Annotated in this window: 11 protein-coding genes; 10 read left to right on the top strand and 1 reads right to left on the bottom strand. The window is 36.4% G+C overall.

Annotation, left to right across the window (positions count from 1 at the left end):
- Window positions 1-126: 126 nt before the first annotated feature.
- The 10 genes from rpsG (at window position 127) to T537_RS0103070 (ending at window position 11,619) form a co-directional block, all read left to right on the top strand.
- On the top strand, window positions 127-597 hold the full coding sequence (rpsG, locus tag T537_RS0103115) for a 30S ribosomal protein S7 (RefSeq protein WP_027437037.1): 471 nt from the start codon (window positions 127-129) through the stop codon (window positions 595-597).
- A 22-nt stretch (window positions 598-619) separates the two neighbouring features.
- Window positions 620-2,737, top strand: a complete 2,118-nt coding sequence (fusA, locus tag T537_RS0103110; RefSeq protein WP_027437038.1) for an elongation factor G — start codon at window positions 620-622, stop codon at window positions 2,735-2,737.
- Between the two features lie 222 nt (window positions 2,738-2,959).
- Window positions 2,960-4,153 (top strand): elongation factor Tu, encoded by a 1,194-nt coding sequence (tuf, locus tag T537_RS0103105; protein ID WP_027430861.1) that lies wholly within the window; start codon window positions 2,960-2,962, stop codon window positions 4,151-4,153.
- A 374-nt stretch (window positions 4,154-4,527) separates the two neighbouring features.
- Window positions 4,528-5,247, top strand: coding sequence for an ECF transporter S component (locus T537_RS0103100; RefSeq protein ID WP_051554836.1), 720 nt, complete (start codon window positions 4,528-4,530; stop codon window positions 5,245-5,247).
- A gap of 130 nt (window positions 5,248-5,377) precedes the next feature.
- A complete protein-coding gene (locus tag T537_RS0103095) occupies window positions 5,378-6,364 on the top strand; it encodes a P1 family peptidase (protein WP_031556240.1) in 987 nt (328 codons plus the stop codon).
- Window positions 6,365-6,499: 135 nt separating this feature from the next.
- Window positions 6,500-8,107, top strand: a complete 1,608-nt coding sequence (locus T537_RS0103090) for a hypothetical protein (RefSeq protein ID WP_031556238.1) — start codon at window positions 6,500-6,502, stop codon at window positions 8,105-8,107.
- A gap of 14 nt (window positions 8,108-8,121) precedes the next feature.
- The gene (locus tag T537_RS12315; RefSeq protein WP_051637147.1) at window positions 8,122-9,504 is read left to right on the top strand and encodes an FMN-binding protein; all 1,383 of its coding nucleotides are present in this window, start codon (window positions 8,122-8,124) and stop codon (window positions 9,502-9,504) included.
- Between the two features lie 138 nt (window positions 9,505-9,642).
- Entirely contained in the window at window positions 9,643-10,686 is a 1,044-nt protein-coding gene (locus tag T537_RS0103080; RefSeq protein WP_031556234.1) for an FAD:protein FMN transferase, read from the top strand.
- 25 nt (window positions 10,687-10,711) lie between these two features.
- Window positions 10,712-11,110: a NusG domain II-containing protein gene (locus T537_RS0103075; RefSeq protein WP_051637146.1), complete on the top strand. Its 399-nt coding sequence runs from the start codon at window positions 10,712-10,714 to the stop codon at window positions 11,108-11,110.
- A gap of 11 nt (window positions 11,111-11,121) precedes the next feature.
- A complete protein-coding gene (locus T537_RS0103070; protein ID WP_031556230.1) occupies window positions 11,122-11,619 on the top strand; it encodes a Gx transporter family protein in 498 nt (165 codons plus the stop codon).
- Window positions 11,620-11,681: 62 nt separating this feature from the next.
- Here the strand turns inward: T537_RS0103070 and T537_RS0103065 are convergent, their stop codons facing one another.
- Entirely contained in the window at window positions 11,682-12,587 is a 906-nt protein-coding gene (locus T537_RS0103065; RefSeq protein ID WP_027437043.1) for a class I SAM-dependent methyltransferase, read from the bottom strand.
- Window positions 12,588-12,731: the final 144 nt, after the last annotated feature.

Below are 12,731 nucleotides of genomic sequence, written 5' to 3'. Positions count from 1 at the left end.
TTTTACGAACAAAATTTATATTGTGCCGGAATTAGATTAATCCACGGTTGCAGATTAAGATAGACGGCGCGTACACGAATTTTTGTGAGTACCTATGAATTAATTATTATTAAGGAGGGAAGAACCGTGCCACGTAAAGGACATACTGTAAAAAGAGATGTATTAGCAGATCCTATTTACAATAATAAGGTAGTTACTAAGCTTATCAACAACGTTATGCTTGATGGTAAGAGAGGCGTAGCTCAGAAGATTGTATACGGAGCATTTGAAAAGGTAGCAGCTAAGAGCGATAAGCCAGCTTTAGAGGTTTTCGAAGAGGCTATGAACAATATCATGCCAGTTCTTGAAGTTAAGGCTAGACGTATCGGTGGTGCTACATATCAGGTACCTATCGAAGTTAAACCTGAAAGAAGACAGGCTTTAGCACTTCGTTGGTTAACAACTTTCTCTAGAACAAGAGGCGAGAAGACTATGGAAGAAAGACTCGCTAACGAGATTCTTGATGCAGCTAACAATACAGGTGCATCTGTTAAGAGAAAAGAAGATATGCACAAGATGGCAGAAGCAAACAAGGCTTTTGCTCATTACAGATTTTAATTAAAACGGAGGGATATAGGCAATGGCAGGAAGACAATATCCGCTTGAGAGAACAAGAAATATTGGTATCATGGCTCATATCGATGCTGGTAAGACAACACTTACAGAGCGTATCTTATATTACACAGGTGTAAACTATAAGATCGGTGAGACTTATGAAGGAACTGCTACTATGGACTGGATGGAACAGGAGCAGGAAAGAGGTATTACAATTACTTCTGCTGCTACTACATGCCACTGGACATTACAGGAGCAGGCAAAGCCTAAGAAGGGCGCATTAGAGCACAGAATCAATATTATCGATACTCCAGGTCACGTTGACTTTACTGTAGAAGTTGAACGTTCTTTAAGAGTACTCGATGGCGCTATCGGCGTGTTCGACTCAAAGGGTGGTGTAGAACCACAGTCAGAAAATGTATGGCGTCAGGCTGACACATACGGTGTTCCAAGAATGGCTTTCGTTAATAAGATGGATATTCTTGGTGCTAATTTCCCTAACACAGTTAAGGAAATTGGAACAAAGTTAGGTAAGAATGCAGTAGTTATCCAGTTACCAATCGGTAAGGAAGACTACTTCAAGGGAATCATTGACCTTTTCGAAATGAAGGCATACATTTACAATGATTCAAAGGGTGAGGATATCTCAATTGTAGATATCCCAGAAGATATGAAGGATGAGGCAGAAATCGCTCATACAGAATTAGTTGAGAAGATTGCTGAATTAGATGATGATCTTATGGAGAAGTATCTTGAAGGCGAAGAATTAACTATCGCTGAAATGAAGAAGGCTCTTCGTAAGGGTACAATCGACGGTACTGCAGTACCTGTTTGTTGTGGTTCAGCTCACCAGAATAAGGGTATTCAGAAGCTTCTTGATGCTGTAATCGAATTCATGCCAGCTCCTACAGATGTACCTGATATTAAGGGTACTGATATGGATGGTAACGAACTTACAGTTAAGTCTTCAGATGAAGAACCATTCGCAGCATTAGCATTTAAGATTATGACTGACCCATTCGTTGGTAAGTTAGCTTTCTTCAGAGTTTACTCTGGTACATTAAACTCAGGTTCTTATGTACTTAATGCTACTAAGGACAAGAAGGAAAGAGTTGGTCGTATCCTTCAGATGCATGCTAACAAGAGAGAAGAAATCGATAAGGTATACGCAGGTGATATCGCAGCTGCTGTAGGTCTTAAGGTTACTTCTACAGGTGATACAATTTGTGATGAACAGCATCCAGTTATCTTAGAGTCTATGGAATTCCCAGAGCCAGTTATTGAACTTGCTATCGAGCCAAAGACTAAGGATGCTCAGGGTAAGATGGGTGAAGCTTTAGCTAAGCTTGCTGAAGAAGATCCTACATTCCGTGCTCATACAGATCAGGAAACTGGTCAGACAATCATCGCTGGTATGGGTGAATTACATCTTGAAATCATCGTTGATAGACTTCTCCGTGAATTTAAGGTAGAAGCTAACGTTGGTGCTCCTCAGGTTGCTTACAAGGAATGCTTTACTAAGGCAGTTGATGTTGATAGTAAGTATGCTAAGCAGTCAGGTGGTCGTGGTCAGTATGGTCACTGTAAGGTTAAGTTTGAACCTATGGATGCTAACGGTGATGAATTATTCAAGTTCGAATCAGCAGTAGTTGGTGGTGCTATTCCTAAGGAATATATCCCAGCTGTTGGTGAAGGTATTGAAGAAGCTGCTCAGGCTGGTATCCTTGCTGGATTCCCAGTTCTTGGTGTTAAGGCTACTGTTTACGATGGTTCATATCATGAAGTCGATTCTTCTGAAATGGCATTCCACATCGCTGGTTCTATGGCTTTCAAGGAAGCTATGGCTAAGGCAGCTCCTGCTATCTTAGAGCCAATCATGAAGGTTGAAGTTACAATGCCTGAAGAATACATGGGTGATGTAATTGGTGATTTAAATTCACGTCGTGGACAGATCGAAGGTATGGAAGATATTGGTAATGGTAAGCTTGTAAAGGCTTATGTACCACTTTCAGAAATGTTTGGTTACTCAACAGATCTTCGTTCTTCAACACAGGGTCGTGGTAACTACTCAATGTTCTTTGAGAAGTATCAGCAGGCTCCAAAGTCAATTCAGGATAAGGTTATTGCAGCTCATACAAAGTAATTTGTTAACTGTAAATATCTTAAACGTTAATTAAAGAGTGCAAACTCTTGATTATATAGTGAAATTGTGGGATAGGTTAATCCCTGTCCCATAATAAAAATAATGATAATAAATTGTAGTTGAAAAAATTTCAGAAATGAAATATAATAGATTTCAGCTATGATAATCCCGAAATTCGGGCAACTAATCAAAGTTGGTTATTATTAAGGAGGATTTTAAACAATGGCAAAGGCTAAATTTGAAAGAACAAAACCACATTGTAACATTGGTACAATTGGACACGTTGATCACGGTAAGACAACTTTAACAGCTGCTATCACAAAGACTCTTCATGAGAGACTTGGTACAGGTGAAGCTGTTGCATTTGAAAATATTGATAAGGCTCCAGAAGAAAGAGAAAGAGGTATCACAATTTCTACTGCTCACGTTGAATACGAGACAGAGAAGAGACACTACGCTCACGTTGACTGTCCAGGCCATGCTGATTATGTAAAGAACATGATCACAGGTGCTGCTCAGATGGATGCTGGTATCCTTGTAGTTGCTGCTACAGATGGTGTTATGGCTCAGACAAGAGAACATATCCTTCTTTCAAGACAGGTTGGTGTTCCTTACATCGTAGTATTCATGAACAAGTGTGATATGGTTGATGATCCAGAACTTCTTGAATTAGTAGATATGGAAATCAGAGAACTTCTTAACGAATATGACTTCCCAGGCGATGATACTCCAATCATCCAGGGTTCAGCTCTTAAGGCTCTTGAAGATCCTAACTCTGAATGGGGTGACAAGATTCTTGAACTTATGCATACAATCGATGAATATGTTCCAGATCCAGAAAGAGATACAGATAAGCCATTCCTTATGCCTATCGAAGATATCTTCTCTATCACAGGTCGTGGTACAGTTGCTACAGGTAGAGTAGAAAGAGGTATCCTTAAGGTTAACGAAGAAGTTGAAATCGTTGGTATCCATGAAGACATCCGTAAGGTTGTTGTTACTGGTATCGAAATGTTCAGAAAGCTTCTTGATGAAGCTCAGCCAGGTGATAACATTGGTGCACTTCTTAGAGGTGTTCAGAGAGACGAGATCCAGAGAGGTCAGGTTCTTTGTAAGCCAGGTTCAATCACACCACACCACAAGTTTACAGCTCAGGTTTACGTATTAACAAAGGACGAAGGTGGACGTCATACTCCATTCTTCAACAACTACAGACCACAGTTCTACTTCAGAACAACTGATGTTACTGGTGTTTGTGAATTACCTGCTGGTACAGAAATGTGCATGCCTGGTGATAACGTAGAAATGACTGTTGAACTTATCCATAACGTAGCTATGGAACAGGGTCTTCGTTTCGCTATCCGTGAGGGTGGTAGAACAGTTGGTTCTGGTGCTGTTGCAACAATCATTGAATAATTATTAATCAATTAGAAATAATTTGTAATTAATATAATATATAGTTCGGACGCCAAGGTGCTTGTAGATAAATCTACAAGCACCTTGTTTTTTTGGAAAATTTTGCATATTGTATACAAATTTATGTCATTATTTATTGTCTTTTTTACAAAAGTATCTTATACTATAGCTGAATTCGAAATCGATGATTTATACTTTAAAAGCGCATAAGCTAAGTGCAGCTTTGTATTTAAGGTATAATCACTATGAATTACTTGAACCTCATGCATTTAAATGCGCTTCGCGCTAGCATGAGGCTACATTGCAATTACGAAGTAATTGCAACAGGTTACGTTGCATCCGCGAAAGGCGAGAGCGACAGTAAGGAGGACAATATGAAGAAGAACAAATTTAGTGTACGTAAGATGGTAGAATTAGGTGTTTTAACTGCCATTATTTTAATTATGGCTTTTACACCTCTTGGCTATTTAATGACACCTTGGGGAATTCAGATTACCTTAATTGTAATTCCTGTTGCTGTTGGTGGTATTATTCTTGGACCTAAGGCTGGCGCATTTTTAGGTTTGGTTTTTGGTTTAACTTCTTTTTCTCAGAGTTTTTCCAATGTACTTGGACAACAGATGCTAAATGCTAATCCTATTGGCACATTTTATTTACTTGTTGGTAACAGAGTGTTAGTTGGTTTAATTCCGGCTTTAATCTATCGTGGTTTTAGAAAGATTAACTTGAATAAATCACTTTCTATTACTATCTGTGCTTTCTTGACTCCTATTATTAACACTGTGCTTTATATTCTTGCTAACTGGTTAATATTTAAGGATACATGGTTAAGCAATGATTCTTTAACAGGTGGTTATAATGGTAATGGTGGCTTTACTTTATTAGTATTTATGCTTGGTCTTGTTGCTGTTAATGGTATCGTTGAGGCTATTGCTTGTACTATTATTGGTTCAGCAATTTGTCAGGCTTTGGTAAGAACTGTTAATAAGGAATCAAGCGCTATTCCTTATAAGTCACAGGAAAGTAAAATGAATGTTAACAAGAATGATGTTAGTGCTAGTGCTAATGTAGACGTGGCTGATGGCACTATGTAATTTACGTATCTATTAATATAATCTAGGCATATGAGATAAATATTAGTGTTTGCTAGTTTTCATATGCCTATTTTTTATTTTAATGGATTTTGTTAGAGTTAAAATTTTTAAATGGGAGATTTAGATTTATATGAAAGAAATAGATTTAATGAGTATAAAGGGCTTTAAAATAGGTCATTATAGTGATTTTGAGGCTGCTACTGGCTGTACTGTTATTATCTGCGATAAAATGTGTCCTGCTGGTGTGGATATAAGGGGCGGTGGCCCGGCATCAAGAGAATCACAACTCCTTAATCCTCTTATGGCTGCTGGGGAAATTAATGGGGTTTTACTTTCTGGCGGCAGTGCCTTTGGATTGGATGCTGCTGGTGGTGTGCTTGAATATCTTAGTGAAAATGGTATTGGTTTAGATGTTGGTGGTATTAGAGTTCCTCTTGTCCCTGAAAGTTGCATTTTTGATCTTGGCGTTGGCAGGGGGGATGTTCGTCCTGATAAAGCTGCAGGTAGAAAGGCTTGTGAAAATGCAAGCTATGACTCTGTTGTTAGAGGTAATGTTGGTGCTGGTACTGGTGCTAGTGTTGGCAAGTGCTGTGGAATGGAACGTGCTATGAAATCTGGCGTGGGAACTTTCGCTGTTGAAGTTGGTGATTTAAAAGTTGGTGCTATTGTGGTTGTTAATGCTATTGGTGATATTTTTGAAGATGGCAAGGCTATTGCTGGTCTTATTAATGAAGCGGGAGATGGTATTTCTAGTAGCTTTAATCAGATTCTTAAATGGCAGGAACTTAGGAGTAAAGCTAATACTATAGCTGACATTCCTAATGAGAACTCAAGAGCTAATACTACTATTGGTGCTATTATAACTAATGCTAAATTTGATAAGTCTATGCTTTGTAAGATTGCTGGTATGGCTCATAATGGTTATGGCAGAGCTATTAATCCTGTTCATAGTATGATGGATGGTGATAGTATTTATGCCTTATCTGTAGGTGATGTTAATTCCGATGTTAATACAGTTGGTATGCTTGCGGCTTACGTTATGGAAAAGGCTATTATTGACGGTGTTAAACAGGCTAAGCCAGCGTATGGTCTTAAGGCCTATGAGGATTTTAATTAATAAGATTTTTCTTATTGAAAATCTTTATCATTAAAACAATTGACCTTTTTAGAAAAATTATGATAATATCAGACACGAACTTAAGTTAGGCTAAGCTAACGCACGGTGTTATATTTTTTTAGGGAGGAACATAAAATGATAAAGAAAAAGATTGCTTTAGTACTTTCTTTAGTGCTAGTTGCTTTGAGTTTTTCTACAACTAATTTATTAGCTGCGGATGAATATGTATATGGTAGATTAAGTTACCTTACATATGGTGAGTATTTTACAAGTGAGTTGGGAGAGGGTGCGGCTGTTGCTAGTGGTGATTATGATACTATTACTTCTGCAACAACTGCTAAATACAAGTCTTTTGTTAACTCTGCGTACTCTACAGATGAGTCTACTGGATTAACGTCTATTTACGGTATTAGTAATGTACCTGTTAGGATTTCTAAGTCTGTCTATGACAGCGCGCTTGCTGGTAACAACAGCGCTGTTGCTGTTTTATTAGATAGAGGATTTACTCCTTGTGATGAACTTTCAGTTTACAAGGATATTAATGAAGATGGTTCTATTGGAGCTTACGTTGGTTTAAATGACAATGTTGTTGCTGCTAATAATACTTCATCTATTTCTACTGATTCTGCTTGGGGTAATTATATTCTTTATATTTATCCTAACGATGGTTCGGCTCTTGCTTCTGGTAAGGAAATTGAGGGTGCTTATGTAACAACTACTGAGGGTAAATCTTATCCTTTATATCATTCTGCAAACCTTTGGTTTCAGGCTTATGAATTTTCTTGGGTAGTTGACCCTGATTTTAAGGAGCCTCATGGTAATTCACCTTATACAAAGAGCCTTACAGGTCTTACAGGTAAGACTATTACTAGCGTAACTTATATTTATAAGACTAGTGATGAAAGTGGGAATGCAGTATTTAATAAGTCTACTTATAATGTTGGCGAGTTAAAGGTTAAGAATTTACTTGATGAGAATAGCGGTGCTACTGCAAGCAATGCTTCTACTGCAAACGGTAATGTATCAAATGTTAGTTTAAATGTGCCTGCTGATGCTAACTATAATGTTGCTTCAATTAATGGCTTAGAAAATGGCACTGATTATAGTGTTGTAAAGACTGAGCAAGGCTTTGGTGTGGATTTTGCTGATTCTGTTAAGCCTGGCAAATATACTATTCGCTTAACTGATGACAAGTATGAAGATATTAATGTAGATGCTATTGTTTTAGCTGATGTGGCTGATGGTGATATTACTATTGAAAATAATAGACTTTCTATTAAGGATAACAAGTTTGATGTTAATGATGTATTAGCTGCAATTAAAAATGCTAGCTTAACTATTAATGGTACTCCTATTTCTAATGGTGCTTCTGTATTCTATAATGAGGATGCTAGTGTTAATCTTGATGCTAAGACTTCTGGTAGAGGAAGTAAGGTTTTATTTGGATCTGATGGTAGTTATGAAGTTACACTTGATGTACCAGGATATGGCATTATTAGTGGTGTTGTAGTTAAGGGTGCTACAAGCAATGAAGCTGCTGGTGAAAATATTGATAAATCAGATGATAGTGTTAATGGTGAAGTTGCTGCTGAAACTGCTGTAGTAGCTGCTGCTGGCAATTCTAATGTTAGTGATTCTAAGACTAATACTTTTGATGGCTTAAATTATGCTATTTATATTGTATTAGCTCTTGCTTCTATCAGTGTCTTAACTACTGTTGTTATTAGAAGAAAGAGAGCTTAAGGCGGAGGATATAAATGGCTTTTATTATAAGTTTAATTGTTATGTGTGGAATAGTCCTTCTTTTTGATAATGCTATAAAGAAGGCTCCTGCATACTTCTATATTGGTGCTTTTGTATTAAACCTTATAGCTTTTATTATATATAAAAATGCGGCTTTATCCGGCTTTTTAAGAAATGATATATTGGCTATGTTTACTACAGGTTACGTGGGTATTGCTGGTTTTTACATTGTTATGTTTACTGGTGCATTAAATGCAAAAGGAAAGTTAATAAAGAAACTTATGAAAATAAGGGGCGAACTTTCGATAATATCATGCATTTTAATGCTATCTCACATTGTAATTTTTGGACCTCAGTACATTGAAATGGCTGTTAAAAATTCTAATACAATTAATGGCAGTCTCCTATTTAGTATTATTTGCGGTACTATTCTTCTTATCCAGACTATCTATCTTGGTATTACATCTGTTAAGGTTGTAAGAAGAAAGATGAAGGCTAAGACTTGGAAAAATTTACAAAGAACTGCTTATTTGTTTTATTTTTTAATGTACATCCACGGCGTTACTATGCAGGCTAACAAGTGTAAAAATGCTGACTTTGATGCTGTTATCATAATTGTTGCATATAGTTGCTTATTCTTCACTTATGTTATTATGCGTGTAAGAAAATATCTTCTTTCTAAGTATAAAAGGGTTGATATTGCAATTCTTGACAGATTTAGTAAAATTGGAACTAGCATTGTATCAATTATTGCCATTATTGTTGTTGTAAGTATTACTTACGTAAATGCTGCTAATTACAATGTTGCTAATCAGAAGAAGATTGAAAGAAAAAGACAGCAAATGGAATTGGAAGCTATGATAAATTCTGATTTAGGTGAAATTGCTGCAGATGATAATAATGAGGTCGTTAGTGAGGAAGCTAGTAGTGAAGCTGTAAGTGAGGAGGCTAACACAGAAGCTAATAGTGAAGTTTCTAGTGATAATGTTAACTCTATAGAGGCTAAAAATTCGAAGGGTACTGAAACTGCTAAATCTAGTAATGATTCTAATGGTGATTTAGCATCATCTAACAATCAGAATAGTCAAGGCAATTCAAATGTAGAGGCTAATGAACCGGCTATTTCACGTACTTATAAGAGCGATGGTACTTATAGCGCATCTGCTACAGTTGATGATTATTTCTATAACATTACTGTTTATGTTGTTATTAGTAATGATAAGGTTTCTAAGGTATATGCGGATATTTCGGATGCTTCTGATTTGGATTATGAATATGCTGAAAAAGCTGCTGGTGGATTATCTACTTCTGGTATGAATGCTGTAAGTGGGGCAACTTTTTCTTCAAAAGCTATTAAGAGTGCTTATAATGCGGCTGTTGCCAAGGCTAAAGGCTAGTTTGCTATAGTTGACATTACTACATTTTTTATAATAAAATTTAATGCCAGTGGGGTTAAACTTACTGGCATTGTTTTATTTAGTGGAAAATAGTGCTATATTATGCTTGTTGGCTTATTTAGAAAGGAATGTGTTTAAATGTTTAAGAAGAAATCATGTCTTTTTTTATCAATTTGCTTGATTCTTGTTGTTAATTTAGTTGGCTGCTCTAGTGGTAATTCTAGCCATGCTAATGAGAAGGTTAGTTTATCGGAGCTTCATTTTGATACAATTATGAATATTAGTCTTTATGGTGATAACAAGGAAGAGCTTACAGGTATAATTAGAGATTCCTATGCTAGAATTGATGATTTGGAGAAAATTTTTAGCGCTCAGTTGGAATCTAGTGAGCTTTATGCCATTAATCAGGCTATTGCTAGAGGTGAGGAATCTTTTACGATTTCTGATGAACTTGAAAAGGTTATTAAATATGGGCTTGATGTAAATGAGGCTTCTAATGGTGCTCTTGATATTACTATTGGCAACCTAATTGATCTTTGGGGAATTGGTACTGATCATGAAAATCTCCCAACTAGTGAAGCTATTAGTGAGGCTCTTGTTGGAACGGGTTGTTCTTATTTAAGCCTTGATGAGGATAATAATGAATTAAGGGTAAGTTCTAGAAAGGTTAAGATAGATCTTGGTGCTATTGCTAAGGGTTATGCTGCTGATGATATTAAAAGCCTTATTCTTAGTAAGAATCCTAAGGTTACGGGTATCCTTGATTTTGGTGGAAATATTATGACTATTGGTGGAAAAACTGATGGTTCAAAATGGAAAGTGGGGATAACTGATCCTTTTGATAATAGCAATGTCTATGGTGGCGTTAGCGTGTCTGATCTTTGTGTGGTTACTTCTGGTAATTACGAGCGTTATTTTGAAAAAGATGGAGTTAGATATCATCATATTCTTGATGCTAAGACGGGTTTCCCTGCTAAAAAGGGTTTGGCAAGTGTCAGCATTATTGGTAGTTCATCTATTCAATGTGATGCATTATCCACTGCATGTTTTTGCCTTGGAGCTGATGATGCACTTAGCCTAATTAATGGAATTGATGGTGTGGAATGTGTGCTTATTTATGAAAATGGCGATGTTGCTGCAAGTGATGGCATTGGACAGTATGATTTTGTAAGAGCAGAGTAGTTAGATTTTATTTAAGAGGATTATTATGTCTATTAAGAAAAAGGCTATTATTTTGATTGTTGTGGCCGTAGTTATTGGCATCGCGGCTGTTAGTAGTATTTTTATTATGAATACTAAAACTAAAAAGGGTTCATACGCATATATTTACCACAATAATGAAGTTATTAAGGTTGTAGATTTAACTAATGTTAAAGAAGATTATGAATTTAAAATAGAAGTGGATGGGGGCTATAATTTAATTCGAGTGACTAAGGATGGTAGTATTGGTGTTGTTGATGCTAGTTGTCCTGATCACATCTGTATGAATACAGGTTTTATTAAGAATGGCCTTATGCCTATTACCTGCCTTCCTAATAAGATTGTTATTGAAGTTAAGACTTCTTTGGATGATGGAAATAGTGCATATGATAGTGTGGCCAAATAAGGGGAGTGTTTATGTCTACAAGAAAAATTACGCTTTTAGCAGTTTATACAACTATTGCGCTTACGATTTTTATGATTGAATCGGCGATTCCACCCCTTGTTCCTATTCCAGGGGTTAAGCTTGGTCTTGCTAATATTGTTACTCTTTTTGTAATAAAAAGACATGGTATCAGGGATGCTGCTTTAGTATTGTTTATGAGGGTTGTTCTTGCTAGTATTTTTGCAGGTCAAATCGTTTCATTTACCTATTCTATTGCAGGTGGGGTATTGTGCCTTCTTGTTATGGGATTGATTAATTTTATTCTTAGGGGCGAGTTCCTTTTTGTGACTAGTGTGTTTGGCGCTATTGCCCACAATATTGGACAGATTCTTGCTGCCTTTTTTGTGTTAAAGATGAGCGGGATTTTTGCCTATATACCATTTCTTATTATTAGTGGTATTATTACTGGCTTATTTACTGGGCTTGCTGTGTTTTTTGCTGAGAAGAAAATTCCAAAGCTAATATTATAAAAAAACCACAGATTATTAGGATTTCTATCTTAATATCTGTGGTCTTTTTCCTTTTATTTTGTTTATGCGTTCTGGAATCTGCCACTTGCTCCACATGGTAGAACTAAGCCGTTACTGCTTACTGGTAATCCTACTTCTTGTGAATCTACAAATGCCTTTGGATTCTTGTCTAACACGTCTTTTAATTCTGTTCTTAATAAATATGTTAATACTGCTGGCTGTAAACCTGTTGTGTATGAGTTAATTAAGAAGAATAATGGTTTATCATTTAAAATCTGCATACATATCTTTACAAGGTTATGTATTGATTCTTCTATCTTCCAGATTTCGCCCTTTGGTCCTCTTCCATATGAAGGTGGGTCCATTATTATGGCATCATATTTATTGCCGCGGCGAATTTCTCTTTCTACAAATTTTACGCAGTCATCTACTAGCCATCTAATTGGCGCATCTGAAAGTCCAGATGATGCTGCATTCTCCTTTGCCCAGTTTACCATTCCCTTTGATGCATCTACATGTGTTACTTTTGCTCCTGCAGCAGCTGCTGCTAGGGTTGCTCCGCCAGTATATGCAAAAAGATTTAAAACCTTTATTTCCTTGTCTGGGTTTTCTTTTTTCTTATTGTATATTAACTGTGAGAACCAGTCCCAGTTAGCTGCCTGTTCTGGGAATAGGCCTGTGTGCTTGAATGAGAATGGCTTTAAGTTAAATGTTAAGGTCTTATTGATTGGCAATTCATAATTAATGCTCCACTGTTGTGGTAAATCAAAGAATTCCCATTCTCCACCACCTTTAGAACTTCTGTGGTAATGACCATTCATGTGCTTCCATCCATATTCTTTCTTTGGAGTGTCCCAAATTACCTGTGGGTCTGGTCTAACTAGTAAGTATCCGCCCCAACTTTCGAGTTTTTCACCCTTTGATGTATCAATAACATCATATTCTTTCCAATTGTTGGCTATAAACATGCTATCCTTCTTTCTATTATAAATATTTTATGTTAAATCATAAGTTTATAATGTATCTTTTAATTTAGCACTAAAGATTATATATGATTGTAAGTCTTAAGGCAAATTAAACTTTAATCTATTTGACAGGAAAGTTTCATTTAG

The organism is Lachnospira multipara LB2003 (assembly GCF_000702205.1).
GTDB classification, from domain to species: domain Bacteria; phylum Bacillota; class Clostridia; order Lachnospirales; family Lachnospiraceae; genus Lachnospira; species Lachnospira multipara_A.
The sequence above is the reverse complement of the archived record's forward strand: the minus strand, read 5'-3'. Positions and strand labels throughout refer to the sequence as shown.

What these genes read in the sequence shown, in the direction of transcription:
- fusA (WP_027437038.1), top strand. Translation starts at nt 620, where the DNA reads ATGGCAGGAAGACAATATCCGCTTGAGAGAACAAGAAATATTGGTATC.
- tuf (WP_027430861.1), top strand. Translation starts at nt 2,960, where the DNA reads ATGGCAAAGGCTAAATTTGAAAGAACAAAACCACATTGTAACATTGGT.
- T537_RS0103100 (WP_051554836.1), top strand. Translation starts at nt 4,528, where the DNA reads ATGAAGAAGAACAAATTTAGTGTACGTAAGATGGTAGAATTAGGTGTT.
- T537_RS0103095 (WP_031556240.1), top strand. Translation starts at nt 5,378, where the DNA reads ATGAAAGAAATAGATTTAATGAGTATAAAGGGCTTTAAAATAGGTCAT.
- T537_RS0103090 (WP_031556238.1), top strand. Translation starts at nt 6,500, where the DNA reads ATGATAAAGAAAAAGATTGCTTTAGTACTTTCTTTAGTGCTAGTTGCT.
- T537_RS12315 (WP_051637147.1), top strand. Translation starts at nt 8,122, where the DNA reads ATGGCTTTTATTATAAGTTTAATTGTTATGTGTGGAATAGTCCTTCTT.
- T537_RS0103080 (WP_031556234.1), top strand. Translation starts at nt 9,643, where the DNA reads ATGTTTAAGAAGAAATCATGTCTTTTTTTATCAATTTGCTTGATTCTT.
- T537_RS0103075 (WP_051637146.1), top strand. Translation starts at nt 10,712, where the DNA reads ATGTCTATTAAGAAAAAGGCTATTATTTTGATTGTTGTGGCCGTAGTT.
- T537_RS0103070 (WP_031556230.1), top strand. Translation starts at nt 11,122, where the DNA reads ATGTCTACAAGAAAAATTACGCTTTTAGCAGTTTATACAACTATTGCG.
- T537_RS0103065 (WP_027437043.1), bottom strand. Translation starts at nt 12,587, where the DNA reads ATGTTTATAGCCAACAATTGGAAAGAATATGATGTTATTGATACATCA.